This window comes from Bifidobacterium minimum, from assembly GCF_000741645.1.
Classification (GTDB): domain Bacteria; phylum Actinomycetota; class Actinomycetes; order Actinomycetales; family Bifidobacteriaceae; genus Bifidobacterium; species Bifidobacterium minimum.
The window spans coordinates 43703-62646 of the sequence record NZ_JGZD01000001.1; the positions used below are offsets into that span (position 1 = coordinate 43703).

At 61.7% G+C, this 18944-nt stretch carries 11 protein-coding genes, 1 rRNA gene and 1 pseudogene; 9 read left to right on the plus strand and 4 right to left on the minus strand.

Going from position 1 to position 18944, the window contains the following annotated elements; all coding sequences use genetic code 11:
- Nucleotides 1–224: 224 nt before the first annotated feature.
- Both BMIN_RS00155 and BMIN_RS00160 read left to right on the plus strand, forming a co-directional pair.
- A complete protein-coding gene (locus BMIN_RS00155) occupies nucleotides 225–1352 on the plus strand; it encodes an ABC transporter ATP-binding protein (protein ID WP_022861785.1) in 1128 nt (375 codons plus the stop codon).
- 132 nt (nucleotides 1353–1484) lie between these two features.
- Nucleotides 1485–2885: a DUF4032 domain-containing protein gene (locus BMIN_RS00160; protein WP_022861784.1), complete on the plus strand. Its 1401-nt coding sequence runs from the start codon at nucleotides 1485–1487 to the stop codon at nucleotides 2883–2885.
- 111 nt (nucleotides 2886–2996) lie between these two features.
- Here the strand turns inward: BMIN_RS00160 and rlmB are convergent, their stop codons facing one another.
- Nucleotides 2997–4004: a 23S rRNA (guanosine(2251)-2'-O)-methyltransferase RlmB gene (gene rlmB, locus BMIN_RS00165; RefSeq protein WP_022861783.1), complete on the minus strand. Its 1008-nt coding sequence runs from the start codon at nucleotides 4002–4004 to the stop codon at nucleotides 2997–2999.
- Between the two features lie 277 nt (nucleotides 4005–4281).
- Here rlmB and BMIN_RS00170 point away from each other — a divergent pair, with 277 nt between their 5' ends.
- Complete coding sequence (locus BMIN_RS00170; protein WP_022861782.1) at nucleotides 4282–7218, plus strand: cation-translocating P-type ATPase; 2937 nt, start codon at nucleotides 4282–4284, stop codon at nucleotides 7216–7218.
- A 118-nt stretch (nucleotides 7219–7336) separates the two neighbouring features.
- Here BMIN_RS00170 and dcd read toward each other — a convergent pair whose 3' ends face one another.
- Nucleotides 7337–7918, minus strand: coding sequence for a dCTP deaminase (dcd, locus tag BMIN_RS00175; protein ID WP_022861781.1), 582 nt, complete (start codon nucleotides 7916–7918; stop codon nucleotides 7337–7339).
- A 233-nt stretch (nucleotides 7919–8151) separates the two neighbouring features.
- On the opposite strand from dcd, the gene BMIN_RS00180 reads away from it, so the two are divergent.
- The gene (locus BMIN_RS00180) at nucleotides 8152–8907 is read left to right on the plus strand and encodes an alpha/beta hydrolase (RefSeq protein WP_022861780.1); all 756 of its coding nucleotides are present in this window, start codon (nucleotides 8152–8154) and stop codon (nucleotides 8905–8907) included.
- Between the two features lie 48 nt (nucleotides 8908–8955).
- Here BMIN_RS00180 and BMIN_RS00185 read toward each other — a convergent pair whose 3' ends face one another.
- Complete coding sequence (locus BMIN_RS00185) at nucleotides 8956–11031, minus strand: cation:proton antiporter (RefSeq protein WP_022861779.1); 2076 nt, start codon at nucleotides 11029–11031, stop codon at nucleotides 8956–8958.
- Between the two features lie 196 nt (nucleotides 11032–11227).
- On the opposite strand from BMIN_RS00185, the gene BMIN_RS00190 reads away from it, so the two are divergent.
- From BMIN_RS00190 to ilvA, 4 genes and pseudogenes are all read left to right on the plus strand, one after another.
- Nucleotides 11228–11755, plus strand: a complete 528-nt coding sequence (locus BMIN_RS00190; RefSeq protein ID WP_026647626.1) for a nucleoside deaminase — start codon at nucleotides 11228–11230, stop codon at nucleotides 11753–11755.
- Between the two features lie 167 nt (nucleotides 11756–11922).
- Nucleotides 11923–13830, plus strand: a pseudogene (locus BMIN_RS00195) (trehalose-6-phosphate synthase); the annotation flags it as partial.
- A 95-nt stretch (nucleotides 13831–13925) separates the two neighbouring features.
- Nucleotides 13926–14384, plus strand: coding sequence for a trehalose-phosphatase (locus BMIN_RS09045; protein ID WP_274518308.1), 459 nt, complete (start codon nucleotides 13926–13928; stop codon nucleotides 14382–14384).
- 140 nt (nucleotides 14385–14524) lie between these two features.
- Nucleotides 14525–15790, plus strand: coding sequence for a threonine ammonia-lyase (gene ilvA / locus BMIN_RS00200; protein ID WP_022861776.1), 1266 nt, complete (start codon nucleotides 14525–14527; stop codon nucleotides 15788–15790).
- A gap of 65 nt (nucleotides 15791–15855) precedes the next feature.
- Here ilvA and BMIN_RS00205 read toward each other — a convergent pair whose 3' ends face one another.
- Nucleotides 15856–16629 (minus strand): SIR2 family NAD-dependent protein deacylase, encoded by a 774-nt coding sequence (locus BMIN_RS00205; RefSeq protein ID WP_026647625.1) that lies wholly within the window; start codon nucleotides 16627–16629, stop codon nucleotides 15856–15858.
- Between the two features lie 535 nt (nucleotides 16630–17164).
- On the opposite strand from BMIN_RS00205, the gene BMIN_RS00210 reads away from it, so the two are divergent.
- Nucleotides 17165–18688, plus strand: a 16S ribosomal RNA gene (locus tag BMIN_RS00210).
- The last annotated feature ends 256 nt before the right edge of the window (nucleotides 18689–18944 follow it).

An 18944-nucleotide genomic window follows, 5' to 3' on the forward strand; every position in this document is an offset into this window, starting at 1 on the left:
GGCCGCTCGCCGCTTGCGGTGAATTCCGTGGATATGGATATGTGGATGTTGCCATCGTCGGGAAGCGTGTATAGTGAGTATCGGCTCAACGGAGAGGACCTTCACTGAACCACAAAAGTTAACGCCAATGCTCGCGGCTTCCTTTGCGGTTTGCGTGGCTGCGGCATGGAAACCCTTCACTACGGATCGTTCGGCACGTACCTGCCGATGAAAGGATGATTATCATGGCGGAAGTTGTTTTCGAGCACGTCACTCGAATCTACCCGGGGAACGACACCCCTTCGGTCGACGACCTCAATCTTGACATCAAGGATGGCGAGTTCCTGGTTCTCGTGGGTCCCTCTGGATGCGGCAAGTCAACGACGCTGCGCATGCTTGCGGGCCTCGAGGAAGTGAACAAGGGCCGTATCTATATTGGCGGCAAAGACGTCACCACAATGCAGCCGAAGGACCGTGACATCGCCATGGTCTTCCAGAACTACGCCCTGTATCCCCATATGACCGTTGCGGACAATATGGGATTCGCGCTGAAGATCGCGGGCAAGCCCAAGAACGAGATCCGCGAGCGCGTCGAGAAGGCCGCGGAGATCCTCGACCTCACCGAGTATCTGGATCGCAAGCCCAAGGCCCTGTCCGGTGGCCAGCGTCAGCGCGTGGCCATGGGGCGCGCCATCGTTCGTCAGCCCAAGGTGTTCCTGATGGATGAGCCGCTTTCCAACTTGGACGCGAAGCTTCGCGTGCAGACGCGTACGCAGATCGCCGCCCTTCAGCGTCAGCTCGGGGTCACGACACTGTATGTGACCCACGATCAGACCGAGGCGCTGACGATGGGCGACCGCATCGCCGTCATCAAGCTGGGGATTCTGCAGCAGGTCGGCGCGCCGACCGAGCTCTACGATCACCCGGACAACGTCTTCGTCGCCGGATTCATCGGATCTCCCTCGATGAACATCAACACCCACCCCGTCGTCAACGGGAAGGCGAAGATCGGAGAGGACACCCTCGATCTTCCCGCCGAGGCCGTCGGCAAGCTCACCGCCGAGGACAAGGGACAGATCGTCGTTGGGTTCCGCCCCGAAGATGCCGATCTGGCCGCGTCCACGGATGCCAACGCCTTCTCCCTCAAGGTCGTGAACGTCGAGGATCTTGGCTCCGATGGATACATCTATGGCAACATCATCACCGATGGCTCGGCCGCCGAGGACTCCTCGGTGATGTCCGACCAGAACAAGCTCACCACGATTCGCGTGAATCCGCGTTCGCTTCCGACAGTCGGCGATGTCGTCAAGATCAAGATCGATCCCAGCAAGATGCACCTGTTCTCCCCCGCCACCGAGCTGCGTCTGAACTAGTCCCATCAGTGGCTTTTGGCGGGTGAACCCCGGCAATAGCCATCGAGGTCGTTCTCTCTTCTCTCTTGGCGCCTCGATCGGAAGCCCCGCAGCAATGCGGGGCTTCCCTGCATGGAAGGTAGATTAGGTGGTATGGACCTGACAGAATCCCCGCAGATCGACCCGCGCGCCGTCAACGCCACTTCGGTGGACGCCCATGATGACACGGGTTCCGACGACGACCAGCAGCTCACGATAACCGCCGCAAGCTCGAATCCGCGGATGTTCATGCTTCCCTGGTCGAAGCCCCTGTCGGCTTGGCCGCAGGATCTTCTGGTCAACCTTCCGCGAGGAATCTCACGTCACGTGGTGCGCTTCGTCCACGTCGGCGATGACGTCTACGCCATGAAGGAGATCACCCGGAGCGTGGCGGAGCGTGAGTACGAGCTTCTCCGGCGCCTCCAGAAGCTGGAGCTTCCTACGGTCACGCCGATAGCCGTGGTCACGGGACGACACGACTCCCAGGGCTCCCCGTTGGAGGCCATGCTGGTCACCCGGCATCTGAAGTTCTCATTGCCCTATCGCGCGCTTTTCGCCCGGAATCTTCGTCCCGATACGGCCGAGCGTCTTATCGATGCGCTCGCCGTGCTGATGGTTCGTCTTCATCTCGCGGGCTTCTACTGGGGCGACGTCTCACTGTCGAACGTCCTGTTCCTGCGTGATGCGGATGCGTTTTCGGCCTTTCTCGTCGATGCGGAGACGGGCGATCTTCATGCCGCGTTAACCGATGGACAGCGGGAATACGATATGGATCTCGCCCGCACCAACATCATCGGCGAGCTGATGGATCTCAACTCGGGCGCGCTGCTCCCCAAGGACGTGGACGAGGTCTCCGTCGGGAACCGTCTTGTTGATCGGTATCATTCGTTGTGGGGCGCTTTGACCGACGTCGACAAGTTCAATCCCGATGAGATGTGGAAGATAGAGAAGCGGATCAATCGGCTGAATGATCTGGGATTCGACGTGGACGAGCTCGAGATGAAGACCGCTCCCGACGGCAAGAGGGTCCTGGTCAGGCCCAGGGTCGTCGATGCGGGCTATGCCTCGCGCAAACTGCTGCGCCTGACGGGTCTGGATGTTCAGGAGAATCAGGCCAGGCGTCTTCTCAACGATCTGGATGCGTATCGCGCATCGACATGGAGGGAGGGCGAGGAGCTGGAGATCGTGGCGACGGATTGGATGCGTGAGGTTTTTGAACCGACGGTCCATATGATTCCCCGCGAGTATCGATCGCAGATCGAGCCGGCCCAGTTCTTCCACGAGGTCCTCGATCACCGCTGGTTCCTTGCGGAGAAGGCCGGCCATGACGTGCCGATGGCGGAGGCCGTGCGGAGCTACATCAAGAACGTGCTGCCGCAGTACAAGCTTGATGCCGCCGTCATGGACGACATCAACGCGGAGGCCGATTCAGGAGTCATCGATGATGACGCGACGTATGCGCAATCCGCCAGTGACATCGAGAACGATCCTGATGCCGCGGTCTGGTCGCACTGACCGCGCGGTCCGGCTGCACTGACCGGATGATTCACTGACCGGATTGCCGTGTGCCGGCGTCAAGGGCTCTGACGTCGGCACTTGTAACATGCGTACGTGACGTCCCGTGTGTCAGGACGGCCGTTCCTGGGTCGTCGAGGGATCGCTCCCGCGTGCCGATGCCACGGCGTAAAGGCTGATTCCGGCGGCGACTGACGCGTTGAGGGACTCGACCGTTCCCGAGATCGGTATCCCGGCTATCGCATCGCACGCCTCGCGGACCAAACGGCTGATGCCTTCGCCCTCCGATCCCAGAACGACGATGAGCGGATCGTTCTCGAAGCCCGTCTCTCCCACGCGTGCGCTGCCTCCGCCATCAAGGCCGACGGCGAAGAACCCGCGCTCCTTGAGGCTTTCGATGGCTTTGGTGAGATTGACCACACGGGCCACCGGCATATGGGCTGCCGCGCCTGCGGACACCTTCCACGCGGCGGCGTTCACCGAGGCGGACCGACGCTCCGGAAGAATAACGCCACTGGCGTTGAACGCGGCGGCCGAGCGGATGACCGCACCCAGATTATGCGGGTCGGTGACGCCGTCGAGCGCGATGAAAAGAGGCTGGGCCTCCCTGCGTGCCCTGTCCGAGGATGCCTGCGACATCGCGGAGCTCTTGCGCAGGGCCTTGTCGACAAGCTCCTCCAACGAGGCGTATTGATACGGCTGGACCTTGAGCACCACGCCCTGGTGATTTCGCGATTTCGCGATTCTGTCCATTTCCAGACGGTCCGCCTCAAGCATATGAAGACCGTGCAGGCCCGCGAGGCGGACGATCTCGCGGGTCCGATCGTCATGCTCAAGTCGCGTGGCGAGCACAAGCTGCGTGCTGGGAACGCCGACCTTCAGCGCTTCAAGCACGGCATTGCGACCGACGACCAGATCCGTCGCGTCCGAGGTGAATTGGGCCGCGCGACGACGTGCCGCCGTGCGGGGATCCGCCCTGTTCCGGCGATCCGCCGCCTGCTTGGCCTTGTGGGCCTTGTGGTAGACGCGGTCCTCGGCCTTGGGCGTGGGGCCACGCCCTTTGAGCGCATTGCGATGTTTGCCGCCCGACCCCTTGGTCGGGCCCTTCTTTGATGCCATACCCCGTATTGTCCCAGCACCCCGGGATTGTCACGGTCAGCGATGACGGCTTCCGATGATTCCGGGGCGAAATCGTTCTTTCGCCGGCCGCGGATTACGCGATTCGTCGGCGTGGCCTCCTCGCGAAGTGACTGACGACACGATAGAGTATGTGTGATGCATTCGTCGGTGCGAAACAATTGACGCGCTGGCATCCAGATCCGCGCAGTCCCGGGATTTCCGTCGTTCGGAGTCCTTCCGGAACTGACTACTCCGCGGCCGACCAAGGAGATATAAGATGGTTGGTCCTCAGGACAATCCTTCTAACGTGCCCGTATCACAGGCTTACGATGGCGATCCGTCGCTCGCTTCCGCTCAGGACATCGCCAGGACGCTGGCGGTCGATCCCAAGCGGGGGCTTGATGAGGCGGAAGTCAAGGACAGGCTTAAGAAATTCGGATTCAATAAACTGGCGGAAGCGCCGCAGGTCCCCGGATGGAAGAAGTTTCTTCTTCAGTTCAAGGATCCGTTGGTGTACCTGTTGCTGGCGGCGACGGCGATATCGCTTGTCGCGTGGTTCATCGAGCGCGCGCACTCGCCGGCGGGATCAGGGGAGAGCCTTCCTTTCGACGCGATCGTGATTGTTCTGATCCTGGTTCTGAACGCCGTTCTCGGCTACATCCAGGAGGCGCGGGCCGAGCAGGCCGTGGATGCCCTGGCGCGTATGACGGCACCCCAGACCTCGGTTCTTCGTGGCGGTAGGGTTCTTCATGTGGATACCACGGAGGTGGTTCCCGGCGACATTCTTGTTCTGAGCGAAGGGGACACCATCTCGGCGGACGGACGCATCCTGACCTCCGCCTCGCTGCGCATCGCGGAGGCCAGTCTGACGGGCGAGTCGGTGCCGGTTTCGAAGCGCGCCGAAACGCTTGAACAGGCCAAGGCGCTGGGTGACCGCTTCAATATGGTCTTCAACGGCACGGCGGTCACGCAGGGAACCGGCCGCGCCATCGTCACGGCTACGGGAATGCGCACTCAGGTGGGCCGCATCGCCGATATGCTGTCGCAGACCGACGACGACGCGACTCCCCTGCAGCGCGAGATGGCTCATGTATCCAAGATCCTGGGGATCGCCGTGTGCATCATCGCCGTCGTGGTGCTGATTGCTCTGGCAGCGATGTCCGGATTCCATAGCCTCGACGATGTCATCGAATCCCTTCTTCTCGCCGTGTCCCTGGCGGTTGCCGCGGTTCCCGAGGGGCTCGCCACGATCCTCACCGTCGTTCTGGCGTTGGGCGTGCAGCGGATGGCCAAGCACCACGCCATCGTCAAGAAACTGTCCTCGGTCGAGACGCTGGGATCGGCCTCGGTGATCTGCTCCGACAAGACCGGAACCCTCACGCGCAACGAGATGACCGTCGAACGCGTCGTCACGGCAAGTGGATCCGTCCAGATAACCGGGACGGGCTACGCGCCGAATGGCCACATGATCGCCATGGACGATTCCGACGCCATTCCCGATGGCGTGCGCGATGAGGTCGTGTGCACGCTGGGGGCGGGAATCCTCGCCAATGACGGCGAGCTGCGCGAAGGCGCGGAGCCCGGTGCATGGGAGATCGTGGGTGATCCCACGGAGGTGTCTCTGATCGTGGCGGGACGCAAGGTGAAAGCCGACCGCAGGTATGCGGGCTTCTCGCGCGTGGCGGAGATTCCCTTTACATCCGAGCGTAAACGGATGTCCGTCGTCGCGCGTGATGCTGCGGATTCCGATCATCTGACCATATTCTCCAAAGGCGCTCCCGACGTTCTTCTCACCCATTGCACGAGAATCCGTGTGGACGGTGCCGTGAGGCCATTGACGCAGGGGGATCGGCAGACGATCCTCGCCAATGTTGAAAGCCTGTCGGATCAGGCGTATCGCACGCTGGGTCAGGCCTATCGTCCCTTGGGGACCTCGTCCTTGGCCCAGATCCCGGGAATCACGACCAATGCCGCAGGCCAGGTCACGGAGATGGCCGATCAGAGCGACGTCGTGGAATCCGAACTTATCTGGGCGGGCATGGTGGCGATTATCGACCCGCCCCGCACGGAGGTGCGTGACAGCATCGCCGAGGCCCATCGTGCGGGCATACGCACGGTGATGATCACGGGTGATCATCCCCGGACCGCCGCCCGGATCGCCACCGATCTGGGGATCGTCGAGGACGGCGGACGAGCCCTCACAGGCGACCAGCTCGACGCGTTCACCTCCGAGAAGGAGCTTGATCAGGCCACGGCGGACGTGTCGGTCTATGCCCGCGTGGCCCCGGAGCACAAGCTGACGATCGTGAAGTCCCTTCAGCGGCAGGGCAACATCGTGGCCATGACCGGCGATGGGGTGAACGACGCCCCAGCCGTCAAATCCGCGGACATCGGCGTCGCCATGGGCATCACGGGGACGGAGGTCACCAAGGAATCCGCCTCGATGATCCTGGCCGACGATAACTTCTCGACCATCGTGGACGCGGTCCGTGAAGGCAGAGGCATCTTCGACAACATCCGTAAGTTCCTGCGCTACCTTCTGAGCTCCAACATGGGTGAGGTGTTCACGGTGTTCGGCGGCGTCGTCTTCGCGGGCTTCCTCGGCATAACCCAACCGGGATCGCAGTCGGTGACTGTGCCGCTGCTCGCCACGCAGCTGCTGTGGATCAACCTCCTGACGGATGCGGCCCCCGCGCTCGCCATGGGCGTCGATCCGTCGACGGAGGACGTGATGGGCCGACGGCCCAGAACGATGAACGAGCGCGTCGTCAACAGGGAGATGTGGGGCGACGTCCTCTTCATCGGCGTGATCATGGCGATCGTCACTCTCGTTGGTATGGACATGCATCTCGCCGGAGGTCTTTTCACGGATCGTTCGGTGGGAGGAAGCCACGAGTACCAGATGGTCGAGGCCAGGACGATGGGCTTCACGATCCTCGTGTTCGCGCAGATGTTCAATGCGCTGGCATCGCGCTCGCATCTTCAGAGCGCCTTCAATGGCCTGTTCTCGAATAGGATGCTGTGGGGCGCCATAGTCGTTTCGGTCCTGCTGCAGCTCATCGTGATCTACGTTCCGTTCCTCAACACGGCGTTCGGGACCACGCCGCTCGGACCGCAGGCCTGGATCGAATGCGTGGCGTTGGCGGTTTTCGTGCTCGTCGCGTCGGAGCTGCGCAAGGCGGTGCTTCGCCTGATGGGAAACGGACCGATGTGAAGTAGCCCGTGGGGAATACCGCGGCCGTCATGTGATGACCCGTCTACGTGGAGGCGGGTCATCACATGACGGCAACGTGACTCTGACTCGCGAGGCCGCTAGAGGCCGCTAGACGACGCTAGTCCTCGATGCGCGCTCGATAGAAATTCACATATGAACGAGACGGCGTCGGTCCGCGCTGTCCCTGGTAGTGGGATCCTCTTTCAGACGAGCCGTAGGGATGCTCGGACGGGGAACTCAGCGTGAAGAAGCACATCTGCCCGATTTTCATTCCGGGCCACAGCTTCACAGGAAGCGTGCTCACGTTGGACAATTCCAGGGTGATATGGCCTTCAAAACCGGGATCGATGAATCCGGCCGTGGAATGCGTCAATATCCCCAGACGTCCCAGAGAGCTTTTGCCCTCCAAGCGGGCCGCGATCGTGGCGTCCAGCATGATTCGCTCCCATGTCGACGCGAGTGCGAACTCACCCGGATGGAGGATCCAGGGCTCATCCGGAGCCACTTCGAATTGCTCGGTGAGAGCGCCCTGGTTCTCGGCTGGATCGACGTACGTGTACGCGTGGTTGTTGAAGAGTCGGAAGAATCTGTCAAGCCGGACATCGATGGAGGCGGGCTGAACCATATCGGGACTCCACGGGTCCAGCGTGATGTGGCCGTCTGCCTGGGCGGCGAGAATATCTCGATCGGACAGCAGCATGGGTTCTCCTTGAATGTGTCTTTGGTCTGACTGCATCTCGCTGATGACGGTTCCGCGAGACCGCTCTGCCAGTTTAGCCTCTTTTGGATGGAGGAACCCCGCAGGGAGTTCAGGCAGGAAGCTTCGTCAGGGAGCTTCGTCAGGGAGCTCGGGTATGGAGGGCGCGGCCGATGGGGGTGGCCGCTTTCGCCCGCGGATGTCGCCCGTGCGGATGCCGGCGGTAGAGTGGAGCCATGTCAGAGCGTCCCGATTGCCTTCCCGGCCGTGCCTCATCCGTGGTTCCTGGTGTTTTCGGGGATCGCCTCGAGGTGAGCCATCAGCGATGGTCGCGCGGCGGGGGACGTTCCGCGCCCGGACGCCCGCTTTTTCTGTGTCTGCACGGGTGGGGATCCAATGAGGATGACATCACGGACATCATGCGCTATATCGCGCCGTACAACGATTACGTCGCGTTGCGCGCGCCTCTCACCCTTCAGGAGCCGCAGGGTGATGCGTTGCGTCGCGTCGCCGGAGCATACTCATGGTTCCACGATGCCGTGCCGGTCGGAGAGGATCTCGACAGGGATGCCTTCGCTGCGGCGTGCGCCATCGATCGTTGGGTCGCGGACCATGTCGCCGCCGATAGGGATGTCGTCACGTTGGGCTTCTCCCAGGGTGGGCTTCTTGCCGTCCATCTGCTGAGAATCAACGCCAGTCGATACCGTGTCGCCATCTCCCTGTCGGGTTTTCTGGCGCCACGGATCATCAAGGAGAGCGCTCCGGACGATGACCTTCTTGCGGAGCGGAACACGCCCGTGTTCTTTGGCTACGGACTCGCGGATACCGTTATCCCCCGTTACGAGATATACGCGATGTCGGCGTGGCTGGACGAACACACGTGGCTCACGTCGCATGGGTATCCGAGACTTGACCATTCGGTGAGCCTCGAGGAGTTCGCCGACATCCGTCAGTGGCTGGTGATGAACGACATATCGTCCGGAGTGATCTGATAGGGCCGAGGCGGCGGCCCGCCCAATGGCGGAACGCCTCGGGGATCGTCAGAGCTCCGATTCGGCGTCGACCTGCATGACGTAGACGTTGCGTCGGAGCTGCCGGATCTGCGTGCGGTTGATGGTGCCGGCCTCGAACATGTCCTGGATGATGCCCAGCTCGATGGCATAGCTGTCGCGCTTCGCCTGTTCGGTCTGCATAATCGCCTCGGCGCTGTCGGATACGTTGGGTCTGTTGCGCAGCGACGCCTCCGCGCGGCGGTAGTCGAGGATCAGCGTCGAGCAATGCTCCGTCCTATAGACGTTTCGGCCCATCTCCTCGTAGAGGCGATCGATGACGTATTCCATGGCGTCGACCTGTATCGATCGCATGGCCGCGTACACCCTGTTCTCGCTCAGCAGCGGGGTGGTGCGGAGTATCACTCCGCCGCCACGACGCGCGAGGATGGTCAGACGTCGCTGGATGGCCCTGAATCTGCCGCGTATCTGGGAGACCGTCCGTCGTGTGGGAGCCGCCGATGACGTGTGTCGCAGGGTGTTCATGATGTGATCGAGCATGCGCTCGCAGGCTTCGATCTGCAATTCCGGGGTATCCTGTCCGTCGGCGATCCCAAAGGCCTTGGTCCGTTCCAAACGCTCTTTGACGTAGTCCTTCTCCCAGTGCACGGCCTCGATCTGCAGCTTCTCGAGATCCTGGGGATCCGATGCCCCCATGCGCTGCTTGAGCCGGGTGATCCGTTTGGTGTAGGAGTCGATGACGTGCAGCACGGAACGACGGTTCTCCGGAGTGACGCGTCCCGTGAGCTCCTCGACGGTCCGCCGGAGGATGTCGATGGTGATCTGCGTCATCTCCGTCGACGCCGTGGCATGGTTGGGCGCGAGCAGAGGAAGGAGGAAATTGGCGAGAAGCAGGGTGATGATGATGACGCCCGCGGCGATGAAGATCAGCTCGTCGCGCATGGGGAAGGCATCGCCGTTCCCAAGGACGTAGGGGATCGTGAACATCAGGGACAGCGTGATCGTCCCCTTCGCACCGCCCACGGTCATCACGGCCGCCGACCTCCACCGCGCGGCCGTCATGCGGCGCCGTCGTCTGGTTTTCTGATCCTTCGCCAGCCGGAGCATCCCGGTGACCCAGAGGAATCTCATCCCGGTGACCACGGCGGATGTCAGGATGATGATTCCCAGAAGAAGCACGTTGCTGACCCCGGGATTATCCCAGCTGGTGCTCATGGCCTGTGGAAGCTGCATGCCAAGGAGAATGAAGACCGATCCGTTGAGGCTGAAGGAGAGCACCGACCATACGCTGTCGGCGACGATGTTGGTCCGTGCGACGTTGGGACCGATGCCGGTCCGGTCGAAGCGCACCGTCAGCCCCGCCGCGACGACTGCGAGGACGCCGGACACGTGGGCCAGATCCTGTGCGCCGAGGTAGACGAGGAAGGGGAGAAACAGCTCCATCAGTATACGTGTGGTGGTGGTTTCCCAACCAAGCGATCGGGAGGTCTCGAACACCCAGTTCGCGATAAGACCCACGACGATGCCCACCGCCGTTCCGCCGACGAAGGAGATGAGGAACTGCTCCGCCGCGTGGTCGACCGACAGCGTTCCGGTGACGGCGGTGAGAATGGAGAACTGGAACCCGATGATTCCCGAGGCGTCGTTGAACAGGGACTCGCCTTCAAGTATCCCGAGTTGGCGCGGGGACAGCGAGGCCTCATGACTGAGGGAGGACACGGCAACGGCATCCGTCGGACCCAGTGCCGCCCCCAATGCGAATGCGGCGGCCAAAGGCACTGCGGGCCACACGAGATTGATCGAGAACCCCACCGCCACCATCGTGGCCAGCGCCAGACCGATCGCCAAGGACAACGACAGCCCCAGAGTGTTGAGAAGCGCGGTTTTGTCGATCCGATGCGCCTCGAGATAGAGCAATGGGGCAATGAACAGCACCATGAATAACTCGGGCTCCAGGCGCGCCTGCGGGAAAATGGGGAGCAGCGTCGTCAAGGCCCCGATGATGATCTGAATCAGGGGGGTCGAGACCCGGGGGACGAATCGGCTGATGAAGGATGAGAGCACGACGGAGCCCACGATGCATAGGATCAGCGTCAAAACGTCCACGGGTTCAACTCCCACTGCCGATGGATGTACCTAATTGATGGATGTACCTCATACTGTACGGTGTCCTCGTCGGTGGATGGTTACGCTTCGAGCGGCGATTGCGCATGTGAGGCCGGGTTATGTGAGGCCGGTAGCGGGTAGTGCGCGGACGCCTCCGGAATGCGCCGTGGGCCTCCGCGGCGCTAGTGTGGGCTTCATGAGATATGACAAAGGGATGACGGAGGCCCTGGCCTTGGCCGGGCAGGCCGGGCGGGTGGGCGAGGTGCCCGTCGGAGCCGTCGTCCTGGATGCGTCGGGGGTCTGCATCGGCAGGGGCCGCAACCGACGCGAGACCGACGACCCTCTTGCCCATGCGGAGATCGAGGCCATTCGTCAGGCCTCCAGGGTGGTTCGTGTCCGGTCGGTCGGCAATGGTGGTGCGGTAGCTGGTGGTGCGGCCACCGGTCGGGCCTCCTTGTGGAATCTCGCGGGCTGCACCCTGATCGTTACTCTGGAGCCGTGCCCTATGTGCGCGGGCGCGGTTGTCCAGACGCATATGGACAGGGTGGTCTTTGGCGCCTGGGATGAGAAGCTTGGGGCCTGTGGATCGGTGTGGGACATACCGCGGGACCCGCATATCGGGCATCATCCCGAAGTCGTTGGGGGGCTGCGCGCGGAGGAGTGTTCCGTGCTGTTGTCAGAGTTCTTCAGGGGTCGGCGCTCCGAGGGGGGACCCGCGCTCTGATTCGCTGGGTTTCCGGCCTTCCGAGACCTGACGGAGATGCTCTCATAGTGGTGGTGCGTCAAAAGCGGGTGTAATTCGGCTTTGCGAAAGAGCCCTCGTCGATTCCATTGTCCTGTGCTATAGCTGGTAGGGGAGGATGGATGCCGACCGTCGGCAAGGTCACGTGTATGTGGCGGGATGGGATCCGTGCCACGGTGACGTTCCTGGATGATGCGGAGGTAGTGGTGTCTCGACTGATCATCGTGTCCAATAGGCTTCCCGTGTCGCTGGATGGCGATGCGGAGAGGGGCTTCTCGCTGAGGCAGAACGTCGGAGGGCTGGCCACGGCCATCGGCCCGTATCATAAGGTGCATCGTGATTGCCTGTGGGTGGGCTGGAGCGGCATCGATCTGGACAAATATGATGCCGAGCAGATCCGCTCCATCCGGGAGGCCTATGCGCGTCGGCGCTGCGTTCCCCTTTTTCTGGCCCACGATGAGGTGGCGGGATACTATTCGGGATTCTCCAATGACACGCTGTGGCCGCTCTTCCATGATTTCTCGCATGAGGCCGTGTTCGAACCGTCCACATGGGGAATGTACCAGCATGTCAACAGGCTGTTCGCGCAGGCCTTGGAGCCGCTGGTCCATGAGGGCGACACCGTGTGGATTCAGGATTACCATCTCATGCTTCTTCCCCAGATGCTGCGGGAGCGTTTCCCCCGGTTGCCCATGGGGTGGTTCCTGCACGTTCCTTTCCCCAGCCCCGAGATATACCGTTCGCTGCCGTGGAACCGGGAGCTTCTCGACGGCGTGCTTGGTGCGGATCTCATCGGTTTCCATACCGTGGACTACGCGCGGAACTTCCTGTCGTCCGTGGAGCTGCTGCTTCACATCCGCGCCGACGACGAAGGCCGCATCCCCATGACCACGGACCGGTACGCGACGGTTGATGCCTTCCCGATCGGAATCGACTACGACCTTTACAAGAGGACGGCGCGTTCCACGCTGGCAAAGGCCATGAAGCGGGGCATCGAGGAGGTCAGCGGGAAGAGGCCCGGGCGCCGGTACGCCACGTCGTTGACCGCAGAGAGCAACGCGGTGGCGGAGGCCATCACCAAGGAGGGAACATGGTGGAGCCACTATGCGCATGAGGAGCTTCCCGAGCTGACGCTGGCGCGGTCGGCGGCCGCGGAGTACAAACCCAACAAGGTCGTGGTGTCGGTTGATCGCCTGGACTACACCAAAGGGCTTCCGGAACGATTGAAGGCCTTCGGCCGCATGCTGGAGAAGTATCCCGAGTGGACGGGTCACGTGACCTATTACCTTCTCGCCACGCCTTCCCGCGAGAACGTCGACACATACCGGCATCTCAAGGAGCAGGTCGATCAGCTCGTGGGCCAGATCAACGGTCGTTTCTCGTTGCTGTCATGGACGCCCATCCACTACATCACGCGCTCGCTGCCCATCAAGCCGGTATGCGGGATATACGCGGCGGGTGATGTGGCGCTGGTGACGCCCCTGAGGGACGGGATGAATCTCGTGGCCAAGGAATATCTCGCCTGCCATGATGGGCGGGACGGCTCCCTGGTTCTTTCCGATATGTGTGGCGCCGCGAATGAGCTGACCGAGGCCTTCATCGTCAACCCATACGACACCGAGGCAATGTGCGAGGCCCTCCATTCCGCGCTTGAGATATCACCCGCGGAGTCACGCCGACGCAATATCGCGATGCAGGCGCGGATCAAGGCGCGCACCGCCGCACAGTGGTCCGCCACTTTTCTCGATGCCTTGGGACAGGTGACGAATGAGGGATTGGCTGATCGACGACTGCGGATGTCTCAGTGCAATGAGCTGCTGTCGCGATGGAACGCCGCCGATAGGAAACTCGTTCTGTGCGATTACGACGGGACGCTGACGCCTCTGGTGCGCTCGCCGGAGCGTGCCCGACCAACACGGGCGACGATCGACCTGCTTCAGCGTCTGGGTGACGCGTCTGGCGTCGACCTGGCCATTGTCTCAGGGCGTGATCGCGAGACCATGGATGCATGGTTCGGCGGCCTCCCCGCCACCCTGATCGCGGAGCACGGAGCGTGGAGCAGCGGCCCGGCCGCCGCCGGCGGACAACGTGAATGGATCCGGTCCGCGAATCTGCCGGATGAGGCACGTGGATGCCGATTATTCGCGACGCCATGCTCAAGGCCGTCAACCGTGTGCCGCGATCGTTCATCGAGACGAAATCCGACGCCTTGGCGTGGCATTATCGGGGCAGCGATCAGCGGCTTGCAGCCACCGTCCGCGACGAGCTTCTTACGCAGCTGCGGCAGCAGTGCGGCGGATTGGGTCTGATGACCATGGAGAACTCCAAAGTCGTCGAGGTCTGTCCGGTTTCCGTGAGTAAGGGCAATGCGGTGTCGTCGTTGGTCGATATGAGCGCTTATGGCGTGATCATGATGGTCGGCGATGACACCACCGATGAGACGATGTTCGCCGTAGCCCCGGATGACGCGTGGACGATCAAGATCGGAATGGGTCAGACGGCTGCACGGTACCGTCTGACTGAACCGGCGGCATTGCACAGGCTGCTGGAGTGTCTCATCGCCGAGTCGCAGGCCTCGCGACTCATGGATGCCGACGCGGGCGTCCTATGATGCCATACGCGATCGGCGGCCGTCGCGCGACGGCCGGCGGCGTCACGGCGAGCGGATGCCGTAGGCCTCGGCGTGTTGGCATATGAATTTTATGGACGCAGTCCGTTGCCATGCTCGTTGGCTGCATAGAATGAGGCGCTATGGATCAGACTGACGTTCTTCGCGCGCTTCGGCGTGACCATCCCATGGAATTGCGGCGAGCGGCCGACAGACTTCATGGCACGGCCCGGCGTACGCCGATCATCCCTTCCCGCTCCCTGTCGGATCTGACCGGGCATGACATCCGGCTCAAACCGGAGAATCTTCAGGTAACGGGATCGTTCAAGATTCGCGGAGCCTACAACAAGATCGCGTCGCTGTCCGATGAGGAGATCGCACGCGGAATCGTCACGGCGTCGGCGGGAAACCATGCTCAGGGCGTTGCGTATGCGGCGCGTGAGCGTGGCGCGAACGCCACGATCGTCATGCCTCAGATCACACCCCCGCTGAAGGTGGATGCCACGAAGGCCTACGGCGCGCAGGTCGTTCTTCATGGCGACGTCTTTGACGAGTCGGCGGAATACGCCGGTAGGCTCAGCGCCGAGCAGGGCATGGTGTACGTTCCTCCGTTCGATGACTACGAGGTCATCTGCGGCCAGGGAACGGTCGGTCTGGAGATTCTTGAGGACGTCCCTGACGTCACGGATGTCGTTGTTCCTCTGGGCGGCGGCGGTCTGGGAGCCGGTGTCGCGTTGGCTATCAAGACTTTCCGACCCCAGGTGCGCGTGATCGGAGCCATTCCCGAAGGATCTCCGGCGTACCGCGAGTCCTTCGAGGCAGGGCACGTCGTCGCGGCCGAACAGGTCATGACGTCCGCCGAAGGAGTGGCCGTCAAGCGTCCCGGCGACCTGCCGTTCGCGTTGCTCAATGAGTTCCTTGATGATCTGGTCACGGTCACCGAACGCGACATCAACGAGATGATTCTGCTGATGCTGGAGAAGCACAAGTTGGTCGTCGAGGGTGCGGGGGCGGTTTCCTTGGCGGCTCTGGAGCATCTTGACCTGCGCTCGCGCGCATTCGCATCGGCTCAGGGGAAGCACGTCATCGTCCCCATTCTGTCGGGCGGCAACATCGATACCGTCACGATCGGCGCGGTCATTCAGAAGGGCATGATCGCCCGCGGCCGGATCATGAATTTCGAGGTTGAGCTTCCGGATGTTCCCGGACAGCTGGTCAAGGTGGCGACGCTGCTGGCGAGGGAGAGGGCCAATGTGATCGCGCTCGACCATGATCAGTTCAAGGCCTCCGGCCATTTCATCAACGGCGTAGCGTTGGGTGTGACGGTCGAGACGAATGGACCCGATCATATCGAGAGGGTTCTGCAGGCTCTTCGTGAGGCCGGGCTCGAGCCTGAGCGCATCTACTAGAACCTGAGCGCATCTACTAGAAGAGTCTCGTGGAGGAGGCTACGCGAGGACTCTGGGCGAGGACTCTAGCGTTCCGGCGCCGCTGCCGCCGCTGCCGATATGGTTTCGTCGACCAGTTCGGGAAGGGCCGTGGCGATGTCGTCTCGGATGAGTCGTGACGCCAGACGGTCATATTGGGTTCGCCCCATGGTCATAATCGTGATGGGGACTCCGGCCTGTGCCGCGATGGGAACCAGCGACGCGGCGGGGAAGACCTCCAGAGTCGAGCCTATTACCCAGAGCGCATCCGATTTGACAACCGCGCGCATGGACTTCTCCATCGCGCCGTCGGGAAGCGCCTCGCCAAAATAGACCACGTCGGTTTTGATAAGACCATTGCAGATCTCCCCGGCCCTGTAGGGAAGATGCCGGTGGCAATGCGGATCGGGTTCCCTGTCGAGGTTGTCCATGATCTGCGAGGTCCGGTATTCGGCATGGCATCGCATGCAGTGTGACGTGCCGATCGTTCCGTGCAGATTAACGATCAGGTCGGGCGAGTTCCCGGCCTTCTCGTGCAGTGCGTCGAAGTTCTGCGTGGCCAGCAAGGAAAGCATCCCCGCTTTCTCGAGGCGCACCAGAGCCTTGTGGGCGTCGCCGGGCTCGGCGTTCCAGACGGGTGACTCCTTCTGCCATCTCCACGAGTATTCGCGCGCCTGCTGGTCGCTCAGGAATGCGTCGATGTCATAGACGCTCATCTGTTCGGGATGCTTGGTCCATACCCCTTGTGGTCCACGGAAGTCCGGGATTCCCGCTGATGTCGATATTCCGGCTCCGGTCAGAACGGCGATGTGAGTGCTCATGCTTCAGGCATAGCACGTGGTGAGTGGTGATGAAAGAACCGAAAGCACCGATGGGGCAATCTGCTTTCCCTCCACTGGGCGTCCACGATTCCCGGACTTCGAGAGGTCGGAATAACCGGAATCTTTCTTCCCCCTATCGGGTGTTCCCACCTCTTTGGTCTGTTGTGGTTGTTGTGGTGGTGGTTGTGCGACACGCCGTGGGAGGCGCGTGCTGGCGCGGTTTGCGGGGCGTGCGCGCGCGTCCGGTTTGCGTGCGGGGCGTGCCTCGTGTAAGTTTATCCATTGCTGCCCGACGGCGGTGGCTGGTCCCGGAGGGGCCGGCGGCCGGGTCGGAGTGGTGGTGGTTTGAGAACTCAAGAGCGTGTTTTGTACTACTTTTTATAGTCAATGATTGATTGCCAGTCCGGTGTCGGCCCCGTTCGCGGGGTGGCCGAGGGGCCTTGAACGCCACCGGGGTTTTGTGTGGACCGTTGTCCTTATCAACGGTCCCGTCAATGAATATATATGAGGGTCTTTTGAAGATCTTCATGGTTTTTCTATGGAGGGTTCGATTCTGGCTCAGGATGAACGCTGGCGGCGTGCTTAACACATGCAAGTCGAACGGGATCGGCCAAGCTTGCTTGGCCGTGAGAGTGGCGAACGGGTGAGTAATGCGTGACCAACCTGCCCCATTCTCCGGAATAGCTCCTGGAAACGGGTGGTAATGCCGGATGCTCCACATGACCTCATGGGATTGTGGGAAAGGGTTACTGGAATGGGATGGGGTCGCGTCCTATCAGCTTGTTGGTGGGGTAACGGCCCACCAAGGCTTCGACGGGTAGCCGGCCTGAGAGGGCGACCGGCCACATTGGGACTGAGATACGGCCCAGACTCCTACGGGAGGCAGCAGTGGGGAATATTGCACAATGGGCGAAAGCCTGATGCAGCGACGCCGCGTGCGGGATGAAGGCCTTCGGGTTGTAAACCGCTTTTGATTGGGAGCAAGCGAGAGTGAGTGTACCTTTCGAATAAGCACCGGCTAACTACGTGCCAGCAGCCGCGGTAATACGTAGGGTGCAAGCGTTATCCGGAATTATTGGGCGTAAAGAGCTCGTAGGCGGTTTGTCGCGTCTGGTGTGAAAGTCCATCGCTTAACGGTGGATCTGCGCCGGGTACGGGCAGGCTGGAGTGCAGTAGGGGAGACTGGAATTCCCGGTGTAACGGTGGAATGTGTAGATATCGGGAAGAACACCAATGGCGAAGGCAGGTCTCTGGGCTGTTACTGACGCTGAGGAGCGAAAGCGTGGGGAGCGAACAGGATTAGATACCCTGGTAGTCCACGCCGTAAACGGTGGATGCTGGATGTGGGGCCCATTCCACGGGTTCCGTGTCGGAGCTAACGCGTTAAGCATCCCGCCTGGGGAGTACGGCCGCAAGGCTAAAACTCAAAGAAATTGACGGGGGCCCGCACAAGCGGCGGAGCATGCGGATTAATTCGATGCAACGCGAAGAACCTTACCTGGGCTTGACATGTGCCGGACGGTCCCGGAGACGGGGCCTCCCTTCGGGGCCGGTTCACAGGTGGTGCATGGTCGTCGTCAGCTCGTGTCGTGAGATGTTGGGTTAAGTCCCGCAACGAGCGCAACCCTCGCCTCGTGTTGCCAGCGGGTCATGCCGGGAACTCACGAGGGACCGCCGGGGTTAACTCGGAGGAAGGTGGGGATGACGTCAGATCATCATGCCCCTTACGTCCAGGGCTTCACGCATGCTACAATGGCCGGTACAACGGGATGCGACATGGCGACATGGAGCGGATCCCTGAAAACCGGTCTCAGTTCGGATTGGAGTCTGCAACCCGACTCCATGAAGGCGGAGTCGCTAGTAATCGCGAATCAGCAACGTCGCGGTGAATGCGTTCCCGGGCCTTGTACACACCGCCCGTCAAGTCATGAAAGTGGGTAGCACCCGAAGCCGGTGGCCTAACTCGCAAGAGGGGGAGCCGTCTAAGGTGAGACTCGTGATTGGGACTAAGTCGTAACAAGGTAGCCGTACCGGAAGGTGCGGCTGGATCACCTCCTTTCTACGGAGAATTCAGGCCGCTGTCTAGCGGCCGGTGTCGTCCATCGTCTGGCCGGTTGGTCCGGCTGGTGGTGGACTGCTGGTGTGGAATGCGGTCGTTGGCTTTGTGGTATGGGACGCGCTTTTGGGCTCCCGGACCGCCACCCCCGTCCCTCGTGGATGGGTGGGGTTCGTGCCGGCCCGTGGCCGTGGCCTCCTGGTGGGGTCGTGGTTCGTGGGTCGTGCGTGGTGGTTTGAGAACTGGATAGTGGACGCGA